Source organism: Rhodococcus sp. 14-1411-2a (assembly GCF_002259485.1).
GTDB lineage: Bacteria > Actinomycetota > Actinomycetes > Mycobacteriales > Mycobacteriaceae > Rhodococcoides.
In genome coordinates, this window is the sequence record NZ_NPGA01000015.1 from 229,863 (window position 1) to 255,983 (window position 26,121).

Here is a 26,121-nt window from a genome sequence, read left to right on the forward strand (position 1 = left end):
GGGCCGAGGGGCGTCAGTCTTCGACGATCAGCGACGGAGTATCACGGCGGAGAATGTTGCCCTTGAAGAATTCCGGCTTGCGCAGTGCAACCACTGCCATGACGACCATGCCGAGCACGATGATGCCGACGCCGATGAGGAACACCATGCCGATGCCGAACAGTGATGAGCCACTGCCGAATTCGGGGTCCCAAGCGTCGACCGAGGTCTGCACGAACACCACTGCCATGCCGACGCCACCGAGCAGCGGAGCCAAGAACTTGAAGAACACGTTGCGGGTGCTGGTGAACAGCTCTTCGCGGAAGTACCAGACACAGGCGAATGCGGTGATGCCGTAGTAGAAGCAGATCATCAGTCCGAGCGCGGCGATGGTGTCGGTGAGAACGTTGTCGCTCACCACCCGCATCACGGCGTAGAAGCCTGCGGACGCTCCGCCTGCCACCAGCGTCGCGAAGCCCGGGGTGCTGAATCTCGGTGTGATGGAGGCGAATCGCTTCGGTAGGGCCTGGTAGTGGCCCATCGCCAGCAACGTGCGGGCCGGCGAGATGAACGTGGCCTGCAGCGAGCTGGCGGAGCTGCTCAACACGGCCAGGGACAGCAGGATCGCGAACGGACCCATCACCGGCCCCGCGAGGGCGGCGAACACGTTGTCGGTGGTGTCGGGATTCTGCAGTCCGTTTCCGGTGTCACCTGTGCCGGCGAAGAGCAGGGTTGCCACTGCGGTGAGCAAGTACAGAACGATGATGAAGAACACCGTGACCAGCGCAGCGCGTCCGGGAATCTTTGCGCTGCCGGAGGTTTCCTCGTTGACGGTCAGGCAGACGTCCCAACCCCAGTACATGAAGATCGACAGTGACAGGCCGGCAGTGAACGCGGAGAAGCTCGGGATTCCGAACGGGTCGAACCAGTCCAGGCTGAACGAGATGTCCTCGGCCCCGTCGCCTGCACCGACCTTGACGAACGCGGCCACGATGAACCACGCCATGACCAAAAGCTGGAAGCCGAGCATCGTGTACTGGACACGCTTGGTCTCCTGCATGCCGCGATAGCAGAGCCACGCTGCCAATGCCATGAACACCAGGCACGTGACGATGTTGACGAGCTTGTTGCCGGTCAGGTCGGCCAGTGAGTCGTTGCTGGTGACCTGGGCGAGAAAGAGATAGAAGAAGTCGACGGCCACTCCCGCCAGGTTCGAGAGCACGATGATGGTGGCCGCGATCAGGCCCCATCCGCCCATCCAGCCGACGTACGGGCCGAAGGCCTTCGACGCCCACGTGAACGACGTGCCGCTGTCGGGCTCGGCCGCGTTGAGCTCTCGATAACCCAACGCCACCAACAACATCGGAATGAAGCCGACGATGAAGATCGCGGGCAGATGGACCCCGACCTCGGTGACCGTCGGCCCGAGCGAGGCGGTGAGCGCGTACGCGGGTGCAATGGTCGAGATGCCCAGGACCACACTTGCGAGCAACCCGAGCTGGCCGGCGGACAGGCCCTTGGACTCGACGTCCACTACCTTGTGCTCATTCATCGCCGGCCTCTCTCGGAACAACGATCATCGGAACGGGAACGACCCGGAGCATCTTGGCGGCAACCGATCCCAGGAAGAGACGGTGAGGCTGGGCGAGTCGAGACGACCCCACCATCAATACGTCGCCGTCGTGCCAGTCGAGCGAAGAAGCGGCCTTCTCGATGCCGGAGCCCTCCGCCACCTTCAACTGCACGTCCGATCCCGCGGGCAATTCCGCTCGCACGGTGCGCAGCACTTCCTCGGCCTTGGCAAGACCGCCCTGTCCCTGCGCCGATTGCTCGTCCGCGGAAACGAGGGAGAGCAGGCGCAACGGCAACTCTGCGGTGACGGACAGGTCGGTGGCTGCCTCGATGAGCTCCGCTGCCCCCGGACGATTTCCGATGGCGCAGGTGATCTCTCGAATGCGTTGCGGCGGAGAATGTCGATACCCCCGCGGAGCCAGCGCGAGCGGCACATGCGCCACGTGCAGCAGATCGCTGGTGACGGTGCCGATCGAATGGCGTCCGAGCAGACCGTCACCGGCCGCACCGACCACGATCATGTACGCGTCGAACTCTCGGACGGCGTCGAGCAGGCCCTGAGCGAAGGACTCGTCGAACAACAGGTGCGCGCGTGCCTGTACGTCTTCGGGTACGAGGGTGAGTGCCTCGTCGAGCCAGCCGGTGGCCCGATCGATCAGGATGTCGTCGTATCCGGCCTCGACCGGCGCTTTGGACGGCACCGGACGCTCCTGCGGCAGCACCAGACAGATGTCCAGCGACGCCTGCAGCGAACGCGCAAGCGTTGCCCCCAGGGCGATTCCGTCAGCGCCACTCGGTGTTGCCTGGTACCCCACGATCAGACGCATGGGCGGACCTTCCCTGAGATTGGGCGAGCTAATGGCAGGTGCTACCGGGATCGGTGTGGCACGACTTCGGTTCCGACGGTGCGACGTCGAGCGAGGGATTGCGATCGAAGAACCCGAACGGCTTGAGCCAGAACGAGACCGTGTCCGCGGGCATCACCGGCCAGTCCTCCGGCCGAGTGATGTGGTGGATGCCGAAGGTGTACCAGACGACGACATCGGTGTTCTCGATGCTGCGATCCTTCTCGGTCCACTCCGGGAGCCCGCGGTCGACGCCGCTCTGGTTGACGAACTCGCCGCTGGGCCAACGTTCGTCGGGAGAATTGGGTGTGACCCAGACGGTGTGGCCGATCACCTGGGCACGCTGGAAGATCGGCGATGCGGGATCGAACATCGACGGGATCGCCGCTCCCGGAACCAACTTGTAGGCGGGCCGAGTGCCGAGGCCGTTGGTGACGTTGTCGTTGACGACCTTCCACGCCTTCTGGGTGTTCCAGTCGTAATCCTGCTTGCCCTCGGACTCGGTGGTCAGGGGAGTGTTGACCTGAGTCAGTGCGAGACCGTAAGGATTGTCCGGACCCATCGGAACGCGTTGCGTCTCACTGGCATAGACGGTGTTCTCGGTGCCGTCGATGTCCAGATCGAGTCGGGCCACCAGGAAGTGCTGGTGGTAGGGCGCGTAGGTCCGGTTGTCGACCAGCGTTCCCGACGGGTGCGTGCCGCCCTCGTCGAAGTGGGTGACCACCATGATGCCCGTCGCGCGAACCTCGCACTCAATGTTGCCGTCCTGATAGAACCGCCAGTAGACGAGGTACTCGTAATTCGCCACGGTGGCATGGAAGCTGACCGTGAGCCGACGCATCCGCCGCACCTCGGCTCCGGCGTCGTGATCGACGTGCTTCCACAGCACGGCGTTGTCTTCCTCGTGGATGCAGATCGCGTTGGTGATCGTGTACGGCTCACCCTTGCTGTTGTGCAGTACAGCGTCGAGATAGCGGATCTCGCCGAGGCAGTCGCAGCCCAGCTCGAGCGAGGTGGTCATGAAACCGAGACCCCACTCGCCGATGTCGAACGCGGTGCGGCGGTAGTGGTCCTCGGTGTGATCGCGATAGGGAACGACCATCTCCGCGAACGACATTCGATTGGCGACGGACCGCACGTTCCCGTTGTCGTTGTAGCTGACGGCGTGCAGTGTCATGCCCTCGCGATAGTTGAAGCCGACCCGCAGCGACCAGTTCTGCCACGTCAACTGGTTGCCGTCGAGCTCGAACGAGGGCCCGTCGGACTGAGTGATCTCGAGGCGCTTCAAGGGCGGGCGTGTACTCGCGTTTCTGATTCGCTCCGGGATATGGCGAGGGACGTACTCGCCCATGATCTCCGGACGCTCGACGCGATACGTGTCCTCGATCTCGAGCAATTCCATCGTGTTCACGTCGATCACGCAGTGGAATCCGCCCACCGGTCCGGCGTAGGGATTGGCACCCTCGGCAGCCTTGACCCACGTGTCGGACCAGCCGAGGCGTCGACCCTTGTACTTCTCGGGCGTCACCGCCTCGCCGTAGGTCCAGGTGTCCATGAACACCAGATCCAGATCGGTGATACCGCGATCGGCAAGGGCGGCAATCACATCGGGGTGGGCGCGGAGGGCCGCGTCGGCCTCCTCCCACTCGTCGACGGTGAAGTTGGGCTGCACATCCGGGATGTGCGTCCACGATTCGGTGGTGCGATCGTCCAACGACACGACGGCCTTGAAGGTCGTGTTCTCGGTGCGGTTCAACACCACCGAGACAGCTCGACGCGCAGGCACTGTTCCGTCTGCGTCGAACGCGGCGATCTCGGACTTCGCGGGTTCGATCATCTCGATCGAGGCGTAACGCCAACCGTCGCCGACGCCGTGATCGCGGCCGAGAACCTCGGCCACGGTGGTGAATTCGTCGCTGGACAGGGGGTTGAGGGGATGAAAGGTCATCGAAGAGTCTCCGTCGAGCTCATGACGTGCTTGATGCGGGTGTAGTCCTCGACGCCGTACGCCGAGAGGTCCTTGCCGTAACCGGAGTACTTGAATCCTCCGTGCGGCATCTCCGCCACCAGTGGAATGTGACAGTTGACCCAGACGGCACCGAAGTCCAGCGCTGCCGAGATACGCAGTGTGCGTCCGTGATCGGAGGTCCAGACGCTCGACGCGAGACCGAAGTCGACGTCGTTGGCCAGTGCGATCGCCTCCGCCTCGTCGGTGAACTTCTGCACCGTGAGCACCGGGCCGAATGTCTCTTCCTGCACGATGGGGTCGGACTGCTGCACGCCGGTGATGATGGTGGGCTCGAAGAAGAATCCCTTGTCGCCGATGCGCTTGCCGCCGGTGACGACGGTGGCATGAGCGCCGATGCCGTCGACCTTTGCGCTCACCTGACCGAAGTGGTTGACGTTGTTCAGTGGGCCGAGGAAGGTGTCGGGGTCGTCGGGCAGGCCCACCTTCAGCGTCTTCGCCTTGGCGACAAGGGCATCGACGAGTGCGTCGTGTACCGACTCGTGCACCAGTACGCGGGTGACGGCGGTACAATCCTGGCCCGCGTTGAAGAACGCGGCCTCGGCAATTCCGTCCGCGGCCTTGCTGATGTCGACATCGTCGAACACGATTGCCGGTGCCTTACCACCCAATTCGAGGTGGGCCCGCTTGAGCTGCTTGGCGGCGGCCACGGCCACCGCGATGCCGGCGCGGACAGATCCGGTGATCGAGACCAGTCCTGGAGTCTTGTGTTCGACGATCGCGGCTCCGGTGCCGCCGTTGCCGAGAACGACATTGAACACCCCGTCCGGAACAATGCCCTTGGACAGCTTCGCCAGTACCAACGTGCTCTCGGGGGTGGTGTCACTTGGCTTGAGCACGATGGTGTTTCCGGCGGCCAGCGCTGGACCGATCTTCCAGATCGCCATCATGAACGGGTAGTTCCACGGCGTCACCTGGCCGACGACACCGATCGGTTCGCGTCGAACATAGGAGGTGAAGCCGTCCATGTACTCGCCCGCCGACTTGCCCTCGAGCATCCGGGCCGCGCCTGCGAAGAATCGAATCTGATCGGCACCGACGGTGACTTCCTCGGCGGCGATGGTGGCCTTGGGCTGGCCGGTGTTGCGGCTCTGCGCCTCGACGATCTCGTCGCTGTGCGCTTCGATGGCGTCGGCCAGCTTCAGCAGCACCTTCTGCCGTTCGCCCGGCGTCGTCTTGCCCCAGGTCCCGAACGCGCTGGCAGCGGCCGACATCGCGGCCTCCACATCGGCGGCGTCGGACACGGGGGAGTGGGCGACAACCGACTCGTCCACCGGATTCACCACATCGAGCATCTCGGTGCCCGAGGGCGTCACGAACGCCCCGTCGATGTAGTTCTGCAGGACAGGCACCGTCATCACTGAAACCCCTAGCGTCGACTGTTTCGGTTCTGCAAAGCCTGCACCTACGGACGAGACTTCGCCACCCGACAAGATGTCCAATACTTCCCTTCGAATCAGGACGAGATGTCGGTCTGTCTCGCCAGAGCTCTGACGCCCGCGATGAAGGTATCGAGACCGAGTTTCTCGAACGCCGCTCTAGCCGTGGCATCGCCCAGATGCGGGGCGGCAGCGAGGATGTTCGGGAACTCGTCCGGATCGAGTGATTCCATCGTCGACGCCACCTCGTGCTCGACGTGTGCCCGACGCTCCGGCTCGACCTCGACGCCGGTGAACAACGGTTCCGTGATCAGAGAAATGGCGACCCGAACACCCTGGCGAGCGAGCTGGGTGGCGTCGGGAACGGAGAAACCGGCCTCCCGCAGGAGTTTCAGGCTCAGTTCCATCGCCGCTCTGCTATTGGGAGCGAACAGCATTCGGGGTACCACGATGGTCGCGGCTCCCGGGTGTGCGCGTAGGGCGCGCATGAAGTCCTCGTGCACGGTTCGCAGTTGGTCCCACCACGCAGCGGTGGGATCCGCGGTGATCTCGATGTCCTGGCAGACGCGGTCGCCCATGGCGTCCAGTAGCTCGTCCTTGTTCTCGACGTGCCAGTAGATCGCCATGGGGGACACGCCCAGTTCGGTGGCGATCTTGCGGATGGTGAGCGAGTCCAATCCGCGGCGGTACGCGACGTCCAGCGCGGCGTCGACGACGGCAATCCTGGTCAGGCGGGGCATCGGCAGAACTATACAGCTGTACGAGTTGGTGCTAACGTGACTTGTACTTAGTACGAGAAAGGGGCTGGAGATGGACGACGTCATCCTCGTCGGCGGCGGAATCATGAGCGCGACTTTGGGAACGCTGCTGCAAAGACTGGAACCGAGTTGGTCCATCCGAGTACTCGAGCGATTGCCTCGCGTGGCAGCCGAAGCATCCGACGGATGGAACAACGCCGGCACCGGTCATGCAGGTCTGTGCGAGACCAACTACACGACACTGCGATCCGACGGGTCGGTCGACATCGATCGAGCCGTGGGGATCGCCGAGCAGTTCGCGTCCACCCGGCGCTTCTGGTCGACGCTGCCCCAGGCGGACTTCGTGCGTCCGGTGCCGCACTTGACGCTCGTACGGGGTGCCGAGAACGTCGAGTTCCTGCGCGCACGGCACAGGGCGTTGCGTGCGCATCCTCTGTTCGACGCAATGGAGTACACCGAAGACGCTGCGGTGCTTCGGCAATGGGCACCGCTGGTGGCAGAGGGCAGGACGGGGACGTGGGCGGCGACCCGAGATGCCACGGGTACCGACGTCGACTTCGGCTCCGCGACGCGGCAGCTGTTCGATGTCATGTCTGCCGCGGGCGCGAGCGTCGAGACCGGCCGTGAAGTGCGAGGATTGACGCAGGACACAGATGCATCCTGGCGACTCGATGTGCGCGGCGGTCGGCCGGTGGAGCGTGCTCGTTTCGTGTTCGTCGGAGCCGGTGGCTGGGCTCTGAAGCTGCTGCGCCGAGCCGGAATTCCCGAGGCGCGAGGCTACGGACTGCTGCCGATCAGCGGGCAGTTCCTGCGCTGTGATCGACCCGAGCTGGTCGATAGGCACGACGCCAAGGTGTACGGCACTCCGCCCATCGGAGCTCCGCCGATGTCGGTGCCGCATCTGGACACTCGAATCGTCGACGGGAAGCGATCGGTTCTGTTCGGGCCGTATGCCGGGGCGAACCCGAAGTTTCTGAAACACGGATCCCTGATGGACCTTCCGCGCTCGGTCAACGCGGACAACATCGGCTCGCTGCTGTCGATGGCCCGCAGCAACACTCCGTTGATCGGGTTGCTGCTCTCCGAGTTGACCGCGACGCGGAGCAGGAAGATCGCTGCGCTCCGTGAGTTTCTGCCGCGCGCCGATTCGGCGGACTGGTCCATCGCCGACGCCGGGCAGCGCGCCCAGATCGTGAAGGACGGTGCACTGCAATTCGGCACCGAAGTGGTTGCCTCGAAGGACGGTACGATCGCCGCCGTGCTCGGCGCGTCTCCAGGGGCATCCACTGCAGTGCCCATCTTGATCGAGCTGTTGACTCGGTGCTTCCCGGAACGACGGTGGGACTCCCACCTGAACGAGCTGCTCACCGGCTAGCCTGTGGCGGTGGCAGACACAGAGGTGGGGTACCGACAGATCGCCGACGACACCTGGGCATTCATGCGGCCGCCCGGAAGCTGGGGCCAGACGAATACCGGATTGATCGTGGGGCCGGGTTCTGCGTCGATGCTGATCGACACGATGTGGGACGTGAACTGGGCAGAACGCGTCGTTGCCGACACCGCCGAGCTGGTGGCCGACGCGCCGATCACCGAAGTGCTCAACACCCACTCCGACGGTGATCATTGGTGGGGAAACGACACCGTCCCCGCCACGGCTCGCATCACCACCAGTGCCGCTTCACTGCACGCCATGAAGGAGGAAACACCTCCGAAAGGTGTGCACGCGTTCGCCTCTCTCGGTGCGAAGATCGGTTGGGTGCCGGGACCGGTCGGTGCAATGGGCTCTTACATGAACCGGGTCCGCGGTGACGCCACCTTCCCCGGCGCTCTGCCGCGGCTGCCGGACCACACCTTCGAGACCACCGAGACCATCGATGTGGCAGGACGATCCGTGCACCTGCGCTACCTGGGCCCGGCGCACACCGAAGGCGACCTCATCGCACACGTACCCGACGTCGGAGTGGTGTTCGCCGGCGACCTGTTGTTCATCGACGCCACCCCGGTGCTCTGGCACGGTCCACTGCAGAACTGGATCGACGCCCTCGACCACCTCCTCGAGCTCGATGCCGCCGTCTACGTCCCGGGCCACGGACCCCTGTGCGGCACCGCCGAAATTCGCGCCCTCCGCAACTACTGGACCTGGGTGTCCGAGGCCGGGCGCAGCTGCTTCGACGCTGGACTCGCGCCCACCGAAGCCGCCCAGAACCTGCTGAAATCAAGCGAATTCGGGCAGTATGCGCACTGGGACTCACCCGAACGACTCATCCTGAGCATGAGCACCCTCTACCGCCTGTGGCGAGGTGAGCCGCCTGCGCCACCCACGCTGACGCGTCGAGCACGTGCGTTCGCGGACGCGGGGAGGTACTTGCGAGAGCACTAGGTGTGCTCATCGCGAGTGCGGCTCCGGCGCACCGAACTGCTGTGTCAACGATGCCGCGTGTGCGAACAATGTGGTCGGATCCGGTTCGGCCGCAGAGGGTTCCAGCACGAGGGTGGTGGCACCGGCATCGATCCAGCGTTGCAGGCTGCTCGCCGCGGCATCGGAATCGGAGCCCGCGGCCACGTAGACCACCACGTCGTGGGCGGGTCCGCCGTCGATGTGCCCGATGGCCGTTCGCACCTGATCCGGTGACGTCTCGCTCGTGAGGATGGTTCCCACAGCGGTGCGGCCGCTCAGGGCGAGAGTCTTCGGCCCCGTCGCACCGACGAGCAGCGGCGGCGGTTGCAGCGGAGGCCAATTGAGCTGCACGTTGTCGAGTGAGACGTACCGACCCTGCACGGTGACGCTCTCGCCCGCCAACAGTGCGGTGAGCGCTGTCATCTGCTCGCTCAGCAACGTCAGTGGCGACTGCACGCGCGCCCCGATCTGGCCCATCCACGACTGCACACCGTGCCCGAGCCCGACGCGGAGTCGTCCCGGATGGACTCGGGCGACGGTGGCGATCTCCATGGCGGTGGCTGCCACGTTCCGCATCGGAGTGGGTAGCACCCCGATGCCGACGTTCAGGCGTTCGGTGTTCGCGAGAACCAGTGCAGCGGTAGTCAGTCCGCCGGAGTAGAAGCAGTCTTCCCATATCCACACTTCGTCGATGCCTGCCCGGTCGGCTGCACGTGCCGCCTCGACGAGATCCTCCGGCGCAAGTTCGGGTCTGAGTACGACGCCGATTCGTGTCATTGCAGTCTTCCTTTCTTCTCAGCGAACGTATTCTCAGCGAACGAGGTAGGGGGACACGGAACTTCGGTGCTCGTCGATGTCGAGGTCCTTACCCAGTGGCGGGAATGCGCGTTGCGGGCAGTTCGATCGCTCGCACACCCGACAGCCCGCTCCGATCGGCGTCGCCGCTGCCGAACCCTGTACGTCCAGACCGTCCGCGTACACCAGCCGTCCGGCGTGGCGCAGTTCGCAACCGAGGCCGATGGCGAAGGTCTTGCCGGGCTGACCGTATCGTGCGGCGCGTCGCTCCACGGTCCGCGCGATCCACAGGTAACTGCGGCCGTCGGGCATCTCGGCGATCTGCGTCATGATCTTGCCCGGATACGCGAACGTCTCGTACACATTCCACAGCGGGCATGTGCCGCCGCTGGACGAGAAGTGAAAACCTGTGGCGGACTGACGCTTCGACATGTTCCCGGCGCGGTCGACGCGCACGAACGAGAACGGCACACCCCGCAACTCGGGTCTCTGCAAGGTGGAGAGTCGATGGCAGATGGTCTCGTAGCTGACCGAGAAGAAGGCCGAGAGCCGCTCGATGTCGTACCGGAAATCCTCGGCCACGTCATGGAACTGGTGATACGGCAACACCGTCGCGGCCGCGAAGTAGTTCGCGAAGCCCAGCACCGCCAACTTCTTCGACGACTCACTGGTGAAATTGCCTTCGTCGGCCATCTTCTGCAGCAGGTCCCCGCATTCGAGATACGCGAGTTCGGCGGCGTACTTGAACACCTTCTGCCCGCCGGAGAGATGCGGTGAAATCTCCAGTACTCGCGTCTGGGGATCGAATCGGTGCAGCACGTTCTCGCCGAGGTCGATCCGATTGACGATCTGCACGTCGTGGACCGTCCGCAGCCGCTTGGCGATCTCGCCACCGATATCAGCGCGATGGAACCGGATCCTCGAGGTCAGAGCCTCTGCCGCAGTGTCCAGTTCGTGCAGATAGTTCTGCCGCTGATAGAAGTAGTCGCGCACTTCCTCGTGCGGCTTGCTGATGGAACCGCTGCCACTGCCGTCCGAGAAACGCTCCTCGGTAGCGGCCAACAGCTGAGCCGTCGTATTGCGGTATCGGCGGTGCATGTTGACCATCGCCCGCGCCAGCTGCGGGTGCGAGCTGACCATCTGCGCGATCTCGTGCGCGTCGGCGTCGATCCCCATGTCCTGATCGAGCGCGACCTCACGGAGTTCGGCAACCAGTCTGGTGTCGTCCTCGGAGGAGAAGAACGACGTGTCGACGCCGAACACCTCGGAGATCCGCAGCAGCACCGGCACCGTCAGTGGACGCACGTCGTGCTCGATCTGGTTGAGATAGCTGGCCGAGATTCCCAGCTTCTGCGCCAGCGACACCTGACTCATGCTGCGTTCGCTGCGGAGCTGCCGAAGCCGCACGCCGACGAAGGTTTTGGACATATCGCCAGGCTACGCCTGCGAAGAATTGCCTTAACAGCATTGGCAATCGGCTGCTGAGTCACAATTCGGCGTTCATCGGGAACATTAGCCGAAGTAAAGGCGTATACCGGTATACGAGCTATTCACCACGCACCACGAGGAGCGGTCATGTCCAACCGTCAACGCACATCGGAAATTTTCAGGGACGTCGTCGTATTCGTCACCGGAGCCGTACTCGTCGCATCGACCGTCTGGCTTCCCGTCCAGGGCGACCAGGAAGTCACCGGAGCCATCCTGGTGCTCGGCATTCTCGCTGCATCGACCGCGCTGTGGGCCATCGGATCGTCGTCGAGGCAAAGCCACTGGACCCACGTCGGCCTCGGCCTGCTGCTCGCGGTCTCGCCCGCGCTGATGGTGTTCCCGTCCGGATTGCTGGCTGCTGACCTGTTCGCCATCGTCGGCGGACTCGTGATCGCCGCGATGGGTGCGCTCGGGGTGCTCTCGTCGCGTCGGACACCGACCACGTCGCGAGTGGTTGCGTCCAGTGACGAGCGCAGCGGCGTCCGGATCTGAGCCTTCTTTGCAACTGGTGCTCCACTCCCGGGGGGGCGGACGCGATGAATGTCGTGCACGGCTCCGGGAGTGGAGCATTTTGTGCAGTCATCGCCTCGATTCCCGGCGTCGTCGGATCACCGACGCGATCTCGCCGGCGATGACGTCCGGTGCGGCCAGTACGTCGAATGCCGAGTACCGCAGCACCAGCCAGCGATCGAGCACCAGCGCGTTCTGCCTGCGCCGATCCTTGCTGAATATTCCAGCTGCACTGTGGAATTCGCGTCCGTCCACTTCGATGATCGTTCGGCTGCGACGGTCGACGAGGTCGCAGATGTACGGACCGACTGCCGCATTCATCTCCAGGTACAGCCCGATCCGGTGCAGCGCGCGTCCCAACGCCCGCTCCGGTTCCGAGGCGAACCTGGTCACTGCCAGCCGAACTTGGCGAGCCAACTCTGCGTTGCCGCGTCGACCCGGGAATCGTTCGAGCAGGCGGAGCAACGACGCGGGGTCGAGTCCGAACTTCAGGCGTTCGTCGATCAGCAACTCGGCCTCGGCGCGGGGGAGTACCGCCAGGCAATCGAGAATCGTCTGTGCGGGCGTGGTGCACGGCAGGGTCTCGACCTCGTCGACGAGCCTGGAATCGAGTGCCCGACGATGTAGCCGAAGCCAGGGCGGTGGCCGCAACCTCGCGGAGCGAGGGACCGTGGCGTCGAGGGTGGTCGGTTCGGTCGTCCAGCCCCGTAGGTAGGCGGCCGACCGGTGACTGAGCACGGCGTCCGGTCGCCACAGCGAAACTGCCCGACATCGATCCATCGTCGACGGTTCCCCGCGCATGTGGACCGTCGGCAGAACACGGGTGAAGCGTCGCGAGACGGTGCTGGGGTGGAGTCCGGAGGCCAGGAGCTGCTGAAAGGTGGCGGGGCCGGGAGTGGAGCCTGCGGAATGACCCTGGGGTGTGGGAGTGGAGCCTGCGTCGGGTGTCATGTTTGCAGCTTCGGGGATGGCGCAGATGTCCCCCGAAGCTCGACCTGGGGGAATGGAATGCCCTGTGGATAGCTGCGTGGCTGTGGATGAGTGCACGTTGCGCTCCACTCAGGGGCGTCGGCGGCGTCATTCCCGAGGCAAAGGCGTCGAGTGGAGCACCCCATGCATGTCCACATTTTGAGATCGGAGCACTGTGATGTCGGTCACAGCAGCGTCGGTTTCTGACTCGATTCAGACGGCTGCGCCAAACCGTACAAGCGTCCTGTATGAGTTTTTGTTCATTGCGTTCATCAACTGGGGTTTCATCGCTACTGGCGAGTAACCATGCCGTCCGATCCGAGAGGTTTGCGTCGACCAAAAATTTGCAACATTAGCAAGGTGCTCGGGAAAGCTAGCCAAGATTGGCACTAACAACTGGTAGACGCATGTTTTCGGTTGTGCCATTGTTTTGGAGTACACCAGAAGGGCCTGGCAACGATGTGAAGATTCGTCTCGAGGCAGGCCGAGAAGCAGAAGAGACTGGAGCTGAAGATGTCGACCACCGGCACCCCGAAGACCATCGCCGAGATCCAGCAGGATTGGGACACCAACCCCCGCTGGAAGGGCGTCACCCGTAACTTCACCGCACAGCAGGTCTCCGACCTCCAGGGCACCGTCGTCGAAGAAGCGACCCTCGCTCGCCGCGGCAGCGAGATCCTGTGGGACCTCGTCAACAACGAGGACTACATCAACTCGCTCGGTGCCCTCACCGGCAACCAGGCCGTGCAGCAGATTCGCGCCGGCCTCCAGGCGATCTACCTCTCCGGCTGGCAGGTCGCAGGCGACGCCAACCTCTCGGGCCACACCTACCCGGACCAGAGCCTCTACCCGGCCAACTCGGTCCCCTCGGTCGTCCGTCGCATCAACAATGCACTCCTGCGTGCCGACGAGATCGCCAAGATCGAAGGCGACACGTCCGTCAAGAACTGGGTCGCCCCGATCGTCGCCGACGCCGAAGCCGGCTTCGGTGGCGCACTGAACGCCTACGAGCTGCAGAAGGCCATGATCGTGGCCGGCGCCGCAGGCGTGCACTGGGAGGACCAGCTCGCATCGGAGAAGAAGTGCGGCCACCTCGGCGGCAAGGTTCTGATCCCCACCCAGCAGCACATCCGTACCCTGACCTCGGCACGCCTCGCGTCCGACGTCGCCGACGTCCCGTCGGTCATCATCGCCCGCACCGACGCCGAGGCAGCCACGCTGATCACCTCCGACGTCGACGAGCGTGACCGTGAGTTCCTCGACGGAACCCGCACCGCAGAAGGCTTCTTCGGCGTCAAGAACGGCATCGAGCCCTGCATCGCCCGTGCGAAGGCCTACGCCCCGTACGCAGACCTCATCTGGATGGAGACCGGCGTGCCGGACCTCGAGGTCGCCAAGAAGTTCTCCGAGTCGGTTCGCAGCGAATTCCCGGATCAGCTGCTCGCCTACAACTGCTCGCCTTCGTTCAACTGGAAGGCGCACCTGGACGACGCGACCATCGCCAAGTTCCAGAAGGAACTCGGAGCCATGGGCTTCAAGTTCCAGTTCATCACCCTCGCCGGCTTCCACTCGCTCAACTACGGCATGTTCGACCTGGCACACGGCTACGCCCGCGAAGGCATGACCGCGTTCGTCGACCTGCAGGAGCGCGAGTTCAAGGCTGCCGAAGAGCGCGGCTTCACCGCCATCAAGCACCAGCGTGAGGTCGGTGCCGGCTACTTCGACCGCATCGCCACCACCGTCGACCCCAACACCTCGACGGCAGCACTGAAGGGCTCCACCGAAGAAGGCCAGTTCCACTAGAGGTACCGCCTCTCCTCACCTTCAGCGCACTAGTCAGGCGGTCCGCAACTTCCGTTGCGGGCCGCCTGTTCTGTACAACGAAGGTCTTGGGTGTACCCGGCAAGAGTTACCCCCATCTCACGAGAGATGTTGTAGCGCAACGTTTGTTGAAGGAGTGTCACTGTGGCGGTCGAGAGGGTGGGGATCGTCGGAGCGGGGCAGATGGGGGCAGGAATAGCCGAGGTGTGTGCCCGCGCCCATGTCGACGTGTTGGTCCACGAACAGACCCGCGAACTGACCAGTGCCGGACGCACCCGCATCCTGAGGTCCCTCGACCGCGGAGTGAGCAGCGGCAAGATCACCGAACGCGAGCGAGAACACGCCGCGGCCAGGCTGCGATTCACCTCCGACCTCGCCGACTTCGGCGATCGCCAACTCGTCGTCGAAGCAGTACTCGAAGACGAGAAGATCAAAGCCGACATCTTCGCCGAGCTCGACTCGGTGGTGACCGACCCCGACGCCGTCATCGCCTCGAACACCTCCTCCATTCCCATCGTCAGCCTGGGAGCCGCGACGACGGCACCCGGCCGCGTCGTCGGTCTGCACTTCTTCAACCCGGTCCCGGTACTGCCACTCGTCGAACTCGTCACCACCGACCTGACCGCACCGGCAGTGGCCGACCGCGCCGAGCGCTTCGCAGGCGACGTTCTCGGTAAACAGGTCGTGCGCTCGGCCGATCGCTCGGGCTTCGTCGTCAACGCGTTGCTCGTGCCGTATCTGCTCTCTGCGATTCGCATGGTCGAATCCGGATTCGCCACCAAGGAAGACGTGGACAAGGCGACGGTGCTCGGTCTGGCGCACCCGATGGGGCCGCTCGCACTCGCCGATCTCGTGGGGCTCGACACGGTCAAAGCCATTGCCGACGCCATGTATTCGGAGTTCGGAGAACCTCTCTTCCTGGCACCCCCGCTGCTGCTGCACATGGTCGAATCGGGGCACGTGGGCAAGAAGGCCGGAGCCGGGTTCTACCGCTACGAGAACGGCCGGATCGCAAAGTAGACCCCGCAGCGGGCGGGTTGCCCCGCGGCGGTCATCGGAGCGCTATTGTCGGTCTGCGAACGCAGTCACTTCGATCACAGGAGCGTGTCAGTGAGCAAGTCCACGAAGTCGAACGGTGTGGTTCCCAAGGCATTCGGGATCGGGTTGGCCGCGACCGGTGCCGCCCACTTCGTGGTGCCGGAGGCGTTCGAGGGAATCACCAAGCTCCCGTTCCCAAAGGACACTCGAACCTGGATCAGTCGCAACGGAGCCACCGAATTGGCCGTCGGCGCGGCGATCGCATACCCCGGGACGCGTAAGATCGGACTGGTCGGTCTGGTGGCGTACGTTGGGTGGCTTGGCATCAATATCGCCAAGAACAGCTGACGTTACTGTTGCGAACGACTCGTTTAGAGCAGGAATAGCCTGGTCGAGGCGGTAGCTGCCTTGCGCTCGCACTGATGCGTAGGTAGCAATATAGATATGACTTCAGCTACCGCTTACCAGGCCACCGCTCCGGACGCCCCGCTCGAGAAGGCGACGATCGAGCGGCGCGCCGTCGGACCGAACGACATCCTCATCGACGTCAAGTTCGCGGGCATCTGCCACTCCGACATCCACACCGCCCGTAACGAGTGGGGCGGCACCACGTACCCCGTCGTTCCCGGGCACGAGATCGCAGGCATCGTGGCCGAGGTCGGCTCCGAGGTGACCACCCGCAAGGTGGGCGACCGCGTCGGCGTCGGCTGCTTCGTCGACTCCTGTGGCGAGTGCGAGGCGTGCAAGGACGGCGACGAGCAGTACTGCACCAAGGGCGTCGTACAGACCTACAACTCGGAGACCTACGAGGGCGAATTCACCCACGGCGGCTACTCCACCCAGATCGTCGTGACGGAGAAGTTCGTCCTCGGCATCCCGGAAGGCGTCGAGCTCGACGTCGCCGCGCCTCTGCTGTGTGCAGGCATCACGCTGTACTCGCCGCTCAAGCACTGGGGAGCCGGCCCCGACAAGAAGGTCGCCATCATCGGTATGGGCGGCCTCGGACACATCGGCGTCAAGATCGCCCACGCCATGGGTGCCCACGTCACCGTCCTGAGCCAGACCGACGCCAAAGAGGCCGACGGCAAGGCCTACGGTGCCGACGAGTACTACGCAACCAAGGACACCACGGCGCTGAAGGATCTGCAGGGCAAGTTCGACCTGATCCTCAACACCGTCTCGGCGAACCTGCCCATGGGCAAGTACCTCGGACTGCTCGCCCGCAACGGCACCCTCGTCGAGCTCGGCGTTCCCGAGAAGCCGCTCGAGGTGCCCGCCTTCAACCTGCTGGCCAACCGTCGTTCGTTCGCAGGATCCATGGTCGGCGGCATCGCCGAGACCCAGGAAATGCTGGACTTCTGCGCCGAGCACCACATCGGTGCCGAGATCGAGGTCATCCCGGCCGAGAAGATCAACGAGGCCTACGACCGCGTCATCAAGTCCGACGTGCGCTACCGCTTCGTGATCGACGCAGCCACGCTGTAACTGTCACCTTGGACGAGTGAATGGTCCATCGACCTGCCCAGACGGGGGTCGATGGACCATTCACGTCTTCGAAGTGGGTTCAGCTCTCGGCCAGTCGCTTCTTCTCGTGCTCGACGTCGAAATCCGCAGCGGGCCAATCGAGGTCGAGCTTCTCCAACGTGTCGATCAGAATTTCCGTGACGGCCAAGCGGCTGTACCACTTGCGGTCGGCGGGGACGACGTACCAGGGCGCATGATCGAAGTCCGTGCGATCGAGAACCCGCTGATACGCCGCCCGGTACTGCGGTAGAAAACCACGCTCGGTGACGTCGCCCGGGTTGTACTTCCAGTGCTTCTCGGGTCGGTCGAGTCGCTCCTGCAGTCGCTTCTTCTGCTCGTCGGCCGAGACGAACAAGGCCACCTTGACCACGACGGTGTCCTCGTCGACCAAATCCTTCTCGAAGGCGTTGATCTCGTCGAACCGCTTCTCCCACACCTGCCGCGGCACCAGATCGTGAACCGCGACGACGAGAACGTCCTCGTAATGGGACCGGTCGAACACCCCGATCCGGCCGGCCCGCGGAAGTGCCTTGCGGATGCGCCACAGGTAGTGGTGCTGCTTCTCTTCCTGAGTCGGAACCCCGAACGAGGCGAGGTCGACGCCCTGCGGATCGACCATCCCGATGACGTGCTTGACCATGCCGCCCTTGCCCGCGGTGTCCATGCCCTGCAGCACCAGCAGAACCGACTTGGTTCCGCCCGCGCGACCGTGGGCATAGAGCTTCTCCTGCAGCGCTGCCAGCACTGCACCGCGCTGTTCGAGCACGTCGTTGCCGTGCGCCTTCGCGCCGTCGAAACCCGGAGTTGCCGTGAAGTCGATGTCCTCCACACGGGGAGAGGAACTGGCCCGCAGCACATCGACGGGAGAAAGAGTCCACAGTTTCGACTTGTCGGCCATAGCCGAGAAGACTACTTCTCTACCATGGGATTCATGGCCCCTACCATTGCAAAAGCAGAAACCGTGTCGCGTGAGCAACTGCTCGAATTCGTATCTCCGCGGCACCAACACACCCTGATCACCCGTAAGCGCGACGACGGTCTGCAGGTCTCCCCGGTCTCGGCCGGAGTGGACTCGGAAGGCCGCATCGTCATCGCCACGTACCCCGAGCGCGCGAAGGTGCACAACATCCGCCGCAATTCCGCCGTCACGGTGCTGGTGCACAGTGATGACTGGAACGGCGACTACGTCCAGGTCGACGGCACCGCCGAAATCATCGATCTTCCCGACGCCGTCGAGCCGCTGGTTGAGTACTTCCGCAGCATCGCCGGCGAGCACTCGGACTGGGACGAGTACCGCGCGGCGATGGTGAAGCAGGGAAAGTCGTTGATACGCATCGTGATCGACACCTGGGGCCCGATCGCCGCGGGTGGATTTCCCCCGGGAAGAGTGTGACAAGCCCGCCCGGGAGAGTGTGACAAGCCCACCAGGGAGGGTGTAACAAGCCCCCCGGGGAGGGTGTGATCTAGCCCTTCAGTGGTGCCGCGAACAGTGGCACCGCGTTTTCCAGTGCGTATCGGGTGCCTGCGACCGAGGCGGCCGAGAATGCGTTGGACAGGTCGGTGTCACCGAGGACCACGAGGCGTCCGTCCCGTGCCGACGGCAGGCCCTGGATCGACGGGTTGTCGGTGATCACCTCGGGTCCGGTGCCGATGGGGAACATGACGGTGAGGTCGGCGTCGAGTGCGGAGATGTTCTCCTCGGACAGTTCGATGCTGAACGCTCCGGGTTCGGCGCGGTCCTGGACGGCCGGAGTGTTGGTCAGGCCGAGTGATTCGAGGAAGTCGACGCGGGTGTCGCCGCGGACGTAGGCACCGACCTGTCCGCTGTAGAGAGTGCCGACGGCAACGGTCTTGTCGGCGAATTCGGGGTTGGCCGCGATGGTGTTGTCGAACAATGCCCTGGTGTCGTCGACGAGCTGCTTGCCCTCGTCGACCTTGCCCAGTGCCTGCGCGACGATCTCGGTCTGCCCGTCCCAGGTGGTGCCGTAGGCGACGTCGGTTCCCGGAGGTGCCGCGACGGTCGGCGCGATGTCGGACAGGTCGTCGTAGACGGCCTTGTCGTTGGTGCTGCGCGTCCACAGAATCAGGTCCGGTTCCAAAGCCGCCACCGATTCCATGTTCACGTCGAAGGTGCCGACGATCGTGGGGTCGGTGTCGTAGGACTCGTCGACCCACGGTCCTAGGCCGTTGCCGCCGACGCCGAGCCAGTCACTGGCTCCGACGGGTTGTACACCGAGGGCGAGCGCAGTTTCGGCATCGGACCAACCGAGTGCGACCACTCGCTGCGGGTTCGCAGGGACTTCGACGTCGCCGAACATGTCGGTGACGACGACACCGCCGGCCTGGGAGGAATCGGCGCTGTCGCCGTCGCCGGCGTCGGAGCTGCATGCGGAAAGGGTGAGAGCGAGGGCCAGGACTGCCGCAGGCAGGGCCAAAGAACGAGAGATGCGCATAGGGCACGCTAACCTATCAAGCGCTGAAATGCTCCACGATCTTCGCGCAGAAGGCAGGCAGGTCGTCCGGGTTCCGGCTCGAGATCAGATTGCCGTCGACGACCACTTCCTCGTCGACGACCGTGCCACCGGCGTTGCGAATGTCGGTTCGGATGCTCGGGTAGGACGTCAATGTCCGGCCCTTCAGAACGTCGGCTTCGACGAGTGTCCAGGCCCCGTGGCAGATCACGCCGACGGGCTTGCGGGCTTGTACGAACGAGCGGACGAACTCCACGGCGTCCGCGTCGACGCGGAGTTGATCGGGGTTGGTGGTTCCGCCGGGCAGGATCAGCGCGTCGAAGTCGTCGGCCGAGACGTCGGCGACGACGCTGTCGACGGTGAAGGTGTCTGCGGCATTGACGTCACCCTCCATGGCTTGGATGTCGCCGTGGTCGAGCGAGACCAATGTGACTGAGGCCCCGGCATTTTCGACTGCTTCGCGGGGCTGCACCAGCTCGACCTGCTCGACGCCGTCGGTGGCGAGAATCGCGATGCGGCGTCCGGTCAATGTTTCGGTAGTCATACCCTCTCGGATGTCCGACCGGGCCTGATCTCAAACTGACGAGCGATGGTACGAATGGAGACATGAGCGACTCACCCATCGAAACCCCGACCGAGGATCGCGTCGAACAGAATCTCCCGATCGCGGACGAGCCGGACGAGCCGAACGCAGATGATCTGCCCATCGAGGCCGACGCCCGCGACGTGCTGGATCAACGAGCAGAAGTGCCCGTGGAGGACGACGGGTACGACGAGCGCTAAGGCGTGTTCGGCTCCTCGTCGACCAACGGATGCGGCTGTGACTTGAATTTTGCGGGGGAGCCGTCGGCCATCGCTACCCCGTGGATTCCGCCCCACATCATCATGCAGAGGTAATCGATCAGATCGTCTGCGGACATCGACTTGTTGGAGATCCACCAGTGCGTGGCCAACTGGACCGCGCCGACGATGGCGAAGGCCCACGGCACCGAACCACCGGAATCCATTTCGCGTTGCCGTAGGCGTTCGCCCAGCACCGTGGAGAGCAGCTCGGCGATCATCCGCTCGGACTCGGCGACGACATCGCGGTTGTTGCCGGCGTTGTTCGCCATGACGTAGAGGTAGACCTCGGGATCGGTGGCCACCGTCTCGACGTAGGCGGTCACGACGATGCGGGTGAGCTCGTACTCGTCGAGTTCGTGTGCGATCGCCGAGTAGATGCGCGGGGCAAGCGTGGTCTCGACGTACCGAGACATGGTGGCGCTCGTCAGATCGTTCTTGTCGGTGAAGTAGCGGTAGAGCACCGTCTTGGAGATACCGATCTCCGACGCGATCTCGTCCATCCCGATCTCGCGGCCGCGCAACCGGATCGCGGCCAACGTGCCGTCGACGAGCTCCTCGCGGCGAGCGATCTTGTGCTCACGCCACCGACGTTTACGGCCGTCCGGCTTCTCGACCTTCGGCTTGTCCTCGCTCGGCTCGGACTCGTCCAGCTTTGCCTCCGTCGTATTTCTCGCCACAACCCCACCCTATGCGCCTTGTCCGACACCATTGCAGGCTGCGTCCGGTTGGTCTGCCGAGATTCTGGGCACAATGTCGGTTGTGCAGCTCATGAACTTCGACGACGAGACCAAACGTCGCGACCTCCGCAAGATGAAAACAGTCGCGACGGGCTTTCTCGTCTTCGCATCGATCGTCTACCTCTTCTGCCGGTGGCAGGAGTCGACGGGTGCAGGTGCCTGGGTCGGCTACGTCCGCGCGGCGTCGGAAGCGGGCATGGTCGGCGCACTCGCGGACTGGTTCGCGGTGACGGCACTGTTCAAGCACCCGCTCGGTATTCCGATCCCGCACACGGCTCTGATCAAGAAGAAGAAGGACCAGCTGGGCGCGAGCCTGAGCTCGTTCGTCGGTAGCAATTTCCTCGCTCCCGAGGTGGTGTCCGAGAAGGTCGCGTCGGCGCAGGTTCCGTTGCGGCTGGGTACCTGGCTCGCTCAGCCCGACAACGCCGAACGCGTCGCGGCCGAGGCGGCGACCGTGTTGCACGGCGTCGTCGACGTGCTCAACGACGAGGACATCACCGCCGTCATCGACAGCACCATCGTGCGGCGTCTCGCCGATCCGCAGTGGGGCCCGCCCATCGGCCGGATCCTCGACGAGTTGCTCCGCGAGAACCGTCAGCTGCCGTTGATCGACATGCTCGCCGAACGCGCTCACCAATGGGCGCTCGGCAGCCAGGAGATGATCGATCGCGTCGTGGCGCGGGACTCGCCGAACTGGTCGCCGAAGTTCGTCGACACGTTGCTGGGGGAGAAGGTCTACAAGGAACTCGTCGAGTTCACCTGGAAGATCAGGTCCAACCCCGAGCACGACGTGCGTCTGGCCGCCAACAAATTCTTGGTCGACTACGCCAACGATCTGCAGCACGACCCGACGACCATCGAGAAGGCGGAGAAGCTCAAGGCGCAGATCATGGGCCGCGAGGAGATCACCGGGCTCGCGGCAGCGACCTGGAAGGTGGCCAAGCGGCTGATCACCGAGTCGGTCGACGATCCGACGAGCACGCTGCGCACCAAGATCAAGGAGAACACCGTCAACCTCGGCGTGCGGCTCCGCGACGACGAGGAGCTGCGCGCAAAAGTGGACGGTTGGCTGCTCGGCGGAGCGAGCTACATCGCCGCGAACTATGCCGACGAGATCACCACGATCATCGGTGACACCGTCGCTCGGTGGGACGCCGAGGAAGCGAGCAAGAAGATCGAACTGCAGGTCGGACGCGATCTGCAGTTCATTCGAATCAACGGAACCGTCGTCGGATCCATCGCCGGACTGGCCATCTACACGATCTCGGATCTCATCTTCGGACACTAGTGCTAGCAGAGTGCTTGCAATAGTTAGCACCCTTCGGTACCGTCCAGTAGGACACCGAAAACAGGAGGCCGAGATGGCCGATGACGAGGGGGATCTGGTCGCCAAGGCGACCGAGGCGACGCAGGTCGTCGCCGAGGCGGGGGATCTTGTCGCCGCAGTCGTGACGACTGCAGCTCAGGACATCGGAAGCTACATCCGGTCGCAACGGGAAGCCGCGCAGGTATCGATGCGGCAACTCGCCAGCCGAGCCGGAGTGAGCAACCCCTACCTGAGCCAGATCGAACGCGGACTGCGCAACCCGTCCGCAGAAGTGCTAGCGCAGATAGCCAAGGGTCTGCGCGTCTCCTCGGAGGTGCTGTACGTCCGGGCCGGGATCTTGGAAGCGCGTCCCCACGGTCCGGTGCGCGAAGCTCTGCTCGGCGATGAGCACATCACCGAACGGCAGAAGCAAGTGCTGATCGAGATCTACGACTCGTTCTGTCGTGAGAACGAGTCGACGCAGGAGCCCGAACCCGACGAACAGGAGACACCCGATGTCTGATTCCAAGAACTTCGAGAACGTCAAGACCCCCATCTTCGCCGCCGTCGGCGCGGGCGACGCCGTCGTCCAGGCAGTAGCGGACGTCGTCGCTCAGGTGCGTTCGCGCGCCGAGAGCCGCACCAGCGAGGTCAACGCCCGCATCGCCGACCTCTCCGAGGACGTCACCGAAGGCGTCGAGAGCCTGCGCGAGCGGCTGGCGAACCTGCCTGCAGAGCTTCCCGACGAGATCGCCGAACTGCGCGAGCGCTTCACCCCCGAAGAGCTCCGCAAGGTTGCCGAGGCATACCTCAAGGTCGCCTCCGACCTCTACACCTCGCTCGCCGAGCGCGGCGAAGAGACCGTCGAGCGCATCCGCCGCACCCCGGCCGTCGAAGAGAGCCTCGAGCGTGCCAACACCGCAGCCAACGACGTCGTCGACCTCACCGAGCAGGCCCTCGGAACCGTTGCCTCGCAGACCCGCGCAGTCGGCGAGCGCGCCGCTGCCCTGGCCGGCCTCGCGTCGGACAAGGTTCGTGAAGGCGCCGAGGAGATCTCCGAGGCCGCCGACGAGCTCGCCGAGAACATCGACGAAGCAGGCGACGAGGCCAAGGACAAGGCCGTCGAGGCTTCGGACAAGGTGAGCGGCGTGGCAGGCAAGGTCGAGGCCAAGACCCGCAGCAGCGCGAACTCGCCGATCAAGAAGACCCCGGCTCCGGCCAAGAAGACGGCTCCGGCACCGGCTGCCAAGAAGACCGCACCGGCTCCGGCCAAGAAGGCTCCGGCGAAGAAGACCACTCGCTAAAGCATTCGTAAAGAAAACGACCCCTGCGCCGCGCGGCGCAGGGGTCGTTTCTCGTACACTGGCGCACGTGAGCATCGCCGGCAGCTTCAGCTACTACATCCTGACCTTTCTCCAGATCCTCGGAGTGGTGGGCGCAGGATTCGCGATCTTCCACGCACTGCGCCAGCGCCCCGACGCCTTCCCTGCCGTGGACAAGCTGACGAAGACCAAATGGCTGGCCATTCTGTTCATCGGTCTACTGCTCATTCTCGTCTCGGGGGTGATCGGCTTCCTGGGCATCATCGGCGTCGTCGCCGTGTGCGTGTACCTCGTCGACGTCCGTCCCAAGGTCGACAGCATCCAGCGCGGACCCCGCTGGTAGGTAAGTCGCATCGACGCCCACTTCTGTGTGGGCGTACCCTCTACCGCACCCGCTCGGGGGGACACAGGTAGAGGGGAATGTCAGTGGTTTCACGCAAGGTAATCGAACGCGCGCTGCTCGGAATAGGCAGCGCGGCCGCGGCGGCCTCCGTCGGAGCTTTCGTCGTTCGGCGGCGTCGCCTGCACTCGTTCACCAAGACGACCGACGTGCAGCCCGACGAGTTGCTCGAGCGTCCCACGTTCGAGCCGCACATCACCGAGGTGGTCACCGACGACGGTGCGCACCTGCACGTCCGTAGCTACGGGGACGCCGATGCCGAACCGATCGTCTTCAGCCACGGGTGGACCTGCTCGGCCGATTACTGGTACCCACAGATCAATGCCCTTGCCGGCCGCTACCGCGTCGTCACCTACGACCAGCGCGGTCACGGTCGAAGCGACGTCGGGACGCGACCGTTGAGCCCCGACGTGCTGGCCGACGACCTCTCCGCGATCCTTTCCGCCACGGTGGCCGAGGACAACAAGGCCGTCATGGTGGGACACAGTATGGGCGGCATGTCCATCATGGCCTGGGCCGGCAACTATCCCGAACAGGTCGACCGACTCGTCAGCGCTGTGCTCCTCGCCAGCACCGCAACCGACTCCCTGATTCGCGAAACCACCGTCATCCCGCTGCCGCAACGCTTTCCACGGGTCCCTACCCCGGTGGGGCGCGCGGTACTCGGCTCGGCACTTCCGCTGCGGCCGTCACCGGTGGTGCGCCAAGCCATCAAGTACATCTCGATGGCACCCGGAGCGACACCCGCCGAGGTGGCGTTCTGCGAGAAGATCGTCCTCGAATGCGCCCCGCGCACCCGCGGTATCTGGGGTGCAGCGCTCACCGACCTCGACATCCGCGAGGCCCTGGCGAACATGTCCGTCCCCACCAGCGTGCTCGTCGGGTCTGCCGATCGCTTGACCCCACCGGTGCACGCCCGCAAACTCGCCCGCGCCCTGGACGACCACGATCACCTGAGCAGACTGATCGTGATTCCCGGCATCGGACACATGAGCTCCGTCGAGGCAATCGACGAATTCAACACCGAAGTGGTTCGGCTCCGGAATCTCTAGATTTCAGCTGAACACCACGGTCTTGCGGCCGTGCACCAGGACACGATCCTCCAGGTGCCACCGCAGACCGCGGGAAAGCACCAGCTTCTCGATGTCGCGGCCCTGACGCACCATGTCGGCCACCTCGTCGGAATGATCGACGCGGATGACGTCCTGCTCGATGATCGGACCCGCGTCGAGCTCGGCCGTCACGTAGTGGCACGTCGCACCGATCAGTTTCACGCCCCGCGCGAATGCCTGGTGGTACGGACGAGCGCCGACGAACGACGGCAGGAAGCTGTGATGGATGTTGATGGCCCGGCCAGCCCAGTGCGCGCACAGCGACTCGGGGAGAACCTGCATGAACCGTGCCAGCACCACCGCGTGCGGGTCGTAGGAATCGACCAGCGACCGCACCTCTTCGAAGGCGGGACCGCGCTGGGCCGGATCCTTCGCGAACTCGACGTGATGGAACGGTGTGCCGTGTGCGGCGGCGATCGGCTCGAGTGACTTGTGGTTGCCGATCACCGCGGAGATCTGAGCGGGCAGTTCGCCGCCCGCGGCGCGGCCGAGGAGGTCGTGCAAGCAGTGCGCTTCCTTGCTGACGAGCAGGACCACGCGCTTGGGCTCACCCGAATCATGAAGTGTCCATTCGGTTTCCGGGCCGAGTTCGGCGGCCACCGCGGCGAAACGTGTGCGCAGCTCCTCGATGCTCATGTCCACGGACGACGCGCGTACGGCCTGCCGGGTGAAGAACCACCCGGTGTCGGGATCGGCGTGATAGGCGGCCTCGACGATCCATCCACCGACCTCGGCGAGGAAGGTCGAGATACGGGCGACGATGCCCGTCTTGTCGGGGCAACCGAGCGACAGAACGTAACGGCGATCCTCGGATACTGAAGAACTCAT

Annotated in this window: 27 protein-coding genes; 14 read left to right on the forward strand and 13 right to left on the reverse strand. The window is 64.3% G+C overall.

The window, feature by feature from the left end; translation table 11 throughout:
- Window positions 1-13: 13 nt before the first annotated feature.
- The 5 genes from CH291_RS14725 to CH291_RS26555 form a co-directional block, all read right to left on the reverse strand.
- Complete coding sequence (locus CH291_RS14725; protein WP_068046212.1) at window positions 14-1,531, reverse strand: APC family permease; 1,518 nt, start codon at window positions 1,529-1,531, stop codon at window positions 14-16.
- Window positions 1,524-2,378 (reverse strand): universal stress protein, encoded by an 855-nt coding sequence (locus CH291_RS14730; protein WP_094687893.1) that lies wholly within the window; start codon window positions 2,376-2,378, stop codon window positions 1,524-1,526. Before CH291_RS14730 ends, CH291_RS14725 begins: the two co-directional genes overlap by 8 nt.
- Before the next feature lie 28 nt (window positions 2,379-2,406).
- Entirely contained in the window at window positions 2,407-4,344 is a 1,938-nt protein-coding gene (locus CH291_RS14735) for a primary-amine oxidase (RefSeq protein ID WP_094687894.1), read from the reverse strand.
- Complete coding sequence (locus CH291_RS14740; RefSeq protein ID WP_094687895.1) at window positions 4,341-5,780, reverse strand: gamma-aminobutyraldehyde dehydrogenase; 1,440 nt, start codon at window positions 5,778-5,780, stop codon at window positions 4,341-4,343. The genes CH291_RS14735 and CH291_RS14740 overlap by 4 nt, the downstream gene beginning before the upstream one ends.
- Window positions 5,781-5,878: 98 nt before the next feature.
- Window positions 5,879-6,541: a TetR family transcriptional regulator gene (locus tag CH291_RS26555; RefSeq protein WP_179276544.1), complete on the reverse strand. Its 663-nt coding sequence runs from the start codon at window positions 6,539-6,541 to the stop codon at window positions 5,879-5,881.
- Window positions 6,542-6,611: 70 nt separating this feature from the next.
- Between CH291_RS26555 and mqo the strand changes: the two genes are divergently transcribed.
- Together mqo and CH291_RS14760 are read left to right on the forward strand one after the other, a co-directional pair.
- A complete protein-coding gene (gene mqo / locus CH291_RS14755) occupies window positions 6,612-7,934 on the forward strand; it encodes a malate dehydrogenase (quinone) (protein WP_094687897.1) in 1,323 nt (440 codons plus the stop codon).
- 9 nt (window positions 7,935-7,943) lie between these two features.
- Complete coding sequence (locus tag CH291_RS14760) at window positions 7,944-8,939, forward strand: MBL fold metallo-hydrolase (RefSeq protein ID WP_256980853.1); 996 nt, start codon at window positions 7,944-7,946, stop codon at window positions 8,937-8,939.
- A 6-nt stretch (window positions 8,940-8,945) separates the two neighbouring features.
- On the opposite strand, the gene CH291_RS14765 is transcribed toward CH291_RS14760, so the two are convergent.
- Both CH291_RS14765 and ramB read right to left on the reverse strand, forming a co-directional pair.
- Window positions 8,946-9,734 carry an LLM class flavin-dependent oxidoreductase gene (locus tag CH291_RS14765; RefSeq protein WP_094687898.1) on the reverse strand — a complete coding sequence of 263 codons (789 nt, stop codon included), beginning with the start codon at window positions 9,732-9,734 and terminating at the stop codon, window positions 8,946-8,948.
- 33 nt (window positions 9,735-9,767) lie between these two features.
- Window positions 9,768-11,180: an acetate metabolism transcriptional regulator RamB gene (ramB, locus tag CH291_RS14770; RefSeq protein ID WP_068046182.1), complete on the reverse strand. Its 1,413-nt coding sequence runs from the start codon at window positions 11,178-11,180 to the stop codon at window positions 9,768-9,770.
- A gap of 147 nt (window positions 11,181-11,327) precedes the next feature.
- Between ramB and CH291_RS14775 the strand changes: the two genes are divergently transcribed.
- The gene (locus tag CH291_RS14775; protein WP_094641043.1) at window positions 11,328-11,732 is read left to right on the forward strand and encodes an SPW repeat domain-containing protein; all 405 of its coding nucleotides are present in this window, start codon (window positions 11,328-11,330) and stop codon (window positions 11,730-11,732) included.
- A gap of 87 nt (window positions 11,733-11,819) precedes the next feature.
- Here the strand turns inward: CH291_RS14775 and CH291_RS14780 are convergent, their stop codons facing one another.
- Complete coding sequence (locus CH291_RS14780) at window positions 11,820-12,701, reverse strand: DUF559 domain-containing protein (protein ID WP_094687899.1); 882 nt, start codon at window positions 12,699-12,701, stop codon at window positions 11,820-11,822.
- Window positions 12,702-13,232: 531 nt separating this feature from the next.
- Here CH291_RS14780 and aceA point away from each other — a divergent pair.
- The 4 genes from aceA (at window position 13,233) to CH291_RS14800 (ending at window position 17,063) form a co-directional block, all read left to right on the forward strand.
- Window positions 13,233-14,522 (forward strand): isocitrate lyase, encoded by a 1,290-nt coding sequence (gene aceA, locus CH291_RS14785; protein ID WP_037186862.1) that lies wholly within the window; start codon window positions 13,233-13,235, stop codon window positions 14,520-14,522.
- A 162-nt stretch (window positions 14,523-14,684) separates the two neighbouring features.
- Window positions 14,685-15,560, forward strand: coding sequence for a 3-hydroxybutyryl-CoA dehydrogenase (locus CH291_RS14790; protein ID WP_094641045.1), 876 nt, complete (start codon window positions 14,685-14,687; stop codon window positions 15,558-15,560).
- 90 nt (window positions 15,561-15,650) lie between these two features.
- On the forward strand, window positions 15,651-15,926 hold the full coding sequence (locus CH291_RS14795; RefSeq protein ID WP_068046176.1) for a hypothetical protein: 276 nt from the start codon (window positions 15,651-15,653) through the stop codon (window positions 15,924-15,926).
- A gap of 96 nt (window positions 15,927-16,022) precedes the next feature.
- A complete protein-coding gene (locus tag CH291_RS14800) occupies window positions 16,023-17,063 on the forward strand; it encodes an NAD(P)-dependent alcohol dehydrogenase (RefSeq protein ID WP_068046175.1) in 1,041 nt (346 codons plus the stop codon).
- A 79-nt stretch (window positions 17,064-17,142) separates the two neighbouring features.
- On the opposite strand, the gene CH291_RS14805 is transcribed toward CH291_RS14800, so the two are convergent.
- Complete coding sequence (locus tag CH291_RS14805) at window positions 17,143-18,000, reverse strand: PPK2 family polyphosphate kinase (RefSeq protein ID WP_068046172.1); 858 nt, start codon at window positions 17,998-18,000, stop codon at window positions 17,143-17,145.
- 33 nt (window positions 18,001-18,033) lie between these two features.
- Here CH291_RS14805 and CH291_RS14810 point away from each other — a divergent pair, with 33 nt between their 5' ends.
- A complete protein-coding gene (locus tag CH291_RS14810; RefSeq protein ID WP_094688079.1) occupies window positions 18,034-18,495 on the forward strand; it encodes a PPOX class F420-dependent oxidoreductase in 462 nt (153 codons plus the stop codon).
- 70 nt (window positions 18,496-18,565) lie between these two features.
- On the opposite strand, the gene CH291_RS14815 is transcribed toward CH291_RS14810, so the two are convergent.
- Together CH291_RS14815 and CH291_RS14820 are read right to left on the reverse strand one after the other, a co-directional pair.
- Window positions 18,566-19,555 carry an iron-siderophore ABC transporter substrate-binding protein gene (locus CH291_RS14815; protein ID WP_094687900.1) on the reverse strand — a complete coding sequence of 330 codons (990 nt, stop codon included), beginning with the start codon at window positions 19,553-19,555 and terminating at the stop codon, window positions 18,566-18,568.
- A gap of 16 nt (window positions 19,556-19,571) precedes the next feature.
- Window positions 19,572-20,117 carry a type 1 glutamine amidotransferase domain-containing protein gene (locus CH291_RS14820; RefSeq protein ID WP_176460410.1) on the reverse strand — a complete coding sequence of 182 codons (546 nt, stop codon included), beginning with the start codon at window positions 20,115-20,117 and terminating at the stop codon, window positions 19,572-19,574.
- A gap of 62 nt (window positions 20,118-20,179) precedes the next feature.
- Between CH291_RS14820 and CH291_RS26795 the strand changes: the two genes are divergently transcribed.
- Entirely contained in the window at window positions 20,180-20,356 is a 177-nt protein-coding gene (locus CH291_RS26795) for a hypothetical protein (protein WP_179276545.1), read from the forward strand.
- Here the strand turns inward: CH291_RS26795 and CH291_RS14825 are convergent.
- Entirely contained in the window at window positions 20,353-21,093 is a 741-nt protein-coding gene (locus CH291_RS14825) for a TetR/AcrR family transcriptional regulator (protein WP_068046163.1), read from the reverse strand. The genes CH291_RS26795 and CH291_RS14825 overlap by 4 nt on opposite strands.
- Window positions 21,094-21,166: 73 nt before the next feature.
- On the opposite strand from CH291_RS14825, the gene CH291_RS14830 reads away from it, so the two are divergent.
- The 5 genes from CH291_RS14830 to CH291_RS14850 all read left to right on the forward strand — a co-directional run bounded on the left by CH291_RS14830 (window position 21,167) and on the right by CH291_RS14850 (window position 25,233).
- Window positions 21,167-22,441 carry a DUF445 domain-containing protein gene (locus CH291_RS14830; protein ID WP_179276546.1) on the forward strand — a complete coding sequence of 425 codons (1,275 nt, stop codon included), beginning with the start codon at window positions 21,167-21,169 and terminating at the stop codon, window positions 22,439-22,441.
- Window positions 22,442-22,514: 73 nt separating this feature from the next.
- Window positions 22,515-22,982 carry a helix-turn-helix domain-containing protein gene (locus CH291_RS14835; protein WP_052047273.1) on the forward strand — a complete coding sequence of 156 codons (468 nt, stop codon included), beginning with the start codon at window positions 22,515-22,517 and terminating at the stop codon, window positions 22,980-22,982.
- Window positions 22,975-23,763, forward strand: coding sequence for a heparin-binding hemagglutinin (locus CH291_RS14840; protein ID WP_094668994.1), 789 nt, complete (start codon window positions 22,975-22,977; stop codon window positions 23,761-23,763). The genes CH291_RS14835 and CH291_RS14840 overlap by 8 nt, the downstream gene beginning before the upstream one ends.
- 67 nt (window positions 23,764-23,830) lie before the next feature.
- Window positions 23,831-24,124 carry a DUF2516 family protein gene (locus CH291_RS14845; protein ID WP_068046153.1) on the forward strand — a complete coding sequence of 98 codons (294 nt, stop codon included), beginning with the start codon at window positions 23,831-23,833 and terminating at the stop codon, window positions 24,122-24,124.
- Between the two features lie 77 nt (window positions 24,125-24,201).
- Complete coding sequence (locus CH291_RS14850; protein ID WP_179276547.1) at window positions 24,202-25,233, forward strand: alpha/beta fold hydrolase; 1,032 nt, start codon at window positions 24,202-24,204, stop codon at window positions 25,231-25,233.
- A gap of 3 nt (window positions 25,234-25,236) precedes the next feature.
- Here the strand turns inward: CH291_RS14850 and purU are convergent, their stop codons facing one another.
- Window positions 25,237-26,121 (reverse strand): formyltetrahydrofolate deformylase, encoded by an 885-nt coding sequence (gene purU, locus CH291_RS14855; protein WP_094687901.1) that lies wholly within the window; start codon window positions 26,119-26,121, stop codon window positions 25,237-25,239.

Bases quoted from the DNA above. Each gene is read 5' to 3' on its own strand.
- CH291_RS14805 (WP_068046172.1), bottom strand. From the start codon at position 18,000: ATGGCCGACAAGTCGAAACTGTGGACTCTTTCTCCCGTCGATGTGCTG.
- CH291_RS14835 (WP_052047273.1), top strand. From the start codon at position 22,515: ATGGCCGATGACGAGGGGGATCTGGTCGCCAAGGCGACCGAGGCGACG.
- CH291_RS14780 (WP_094687899.1), bottom strand. From the start codon at position 12,701: ATGACACCCGACGCAGGCTCCACTCCCACACCCCAGGGTCATTCCGCA.
- CH291_RS14735 (WP_094687894.1), bottom strand. From the start codon at position 4,344: ATGACCTTTCATCCCCTCAACCCCCTGTCCAGCGACGAATTCACCACC.
- CH291_RS14775 (WP_094641043.1), top strand. From the start codon at position 11,328: ATGTCCAACCGTCAACGCACATCGGAAATTTTCAGGGACGTCGTCGTA.
- CH291_RS14850 (WP_179276547.1), top strand. From the start codon at position 24,202: ATGTCAGTGGTTTCACGCAAGGTAATCGAACGCGCGCTGCTCGGAATA.
- CH291_RS14830 (WP_179276546.1), top strand. From the start codon at position 21,167: ATGTCGGTTGTGCAGCTCATGAACTTCGACGACGAGACCAAACGTCGC.
- CH291_RS14840 (WP_094668994.1), top strand. From the start codon at position 22,975: ATGTCTGATTCCAAGAACTTCGAGAACGTCAAGACCCCCATCTTCGCC.
- CH291_RS14765 (WP_094687898.1), bottom strand. From the start codon at position 9,734: ATGACACGAATCGGCGTCGTACTCAGACCCGAACTTGCGCCGGAGGAT.
- CH291_RS14740 (WP_094687895.1), bottom strand. From the start codon at position 5,780: ATGACGGTGCCTGTCCTGCAGAACTACATCGACGGGGCGTTCGTGACG.
- CH291_RS14815 (WP_094687900.1), bottom strand. From the start codon at position 19,555: ATGCGCATCTCTCGTTCTTTGGCCCTGCCTGCGGCAGTCCTGGCCCTC.
- CH291_RS26555 (WP_179276544.1), bottom strand. From the start codon at position 6,541: ATGCCCCGCCTGACCAGGATTGCCGTCGTCGACGCCGCGCTGGACGTC.
- CH291_RS14810 (WP_094688079.1), top strand. From the start codon at position 18,034: ATGGCCCCTACCATTGCAAAAGCAGAAACCGTGTCGCGTGAGCAACTG.
- aceA (WP_037186862.1), top strand. From the start codon at position 13,233: ATGTCGACCACCGGCACCCCGAAGACCATCGCCGAGATCCAGCAGGAT.
- CH291_RS14730 (WP_094687893.1), bottom strand. From the start codon at position 2,378: ATGCGTCTGATCGTGGGGTACCAGGCAACACCGAGTGGCGCTGACGGA.
- mqo (WP_094687897.1), top strand. From the start codon at position 6,612: ATGGACGACGTCATCCTCGTCGGCGGCGGAATCATGAGCGCGACTTTG.
- CH291_RS14800 (WP_068046175.1), top strand. From the start codon at position 16,023: ATGACTTCAGCTACCGCTTACCAGGCCACCGCTCCGGACGCCCCGCTC.
- CH291_RS14725 (WP_068046212.1), bottom strand. From the start codon at position 1,531: ATGAATGAGCACAAGGTAGTGGACGTCGAGTCCAAGGGCCTGTCCGCC.
- purU (WP_094687901.1), bottom strand. From the start codon at position 26,121: ATGAGTTCTTCAGTATCCGAGGATCGCCGTTACGTTCTGTCGCTCGGT.
- CH291_RS26795 (WP_179276545.1), top strand. From the start codon at position 20,180: ATGAGCGACTCACCCATCGAAACCCCGACCGAGGATCGCGTCGAACAG.
- ramB (WP_068046182.1), bottom strand. From the start codon at position 11,180: ATGTCCAAAACCTTCGTCGGCGTGCGGCTTCGGCAGCTCCGCAGCGAA.
- CH291_RS14820 (WP_176460410.1), bottom strand. From the start codon at position 20,117: ATGACTACCGAAACATTGACCGGACGCCGCATCGCGATTCTCGCCACC.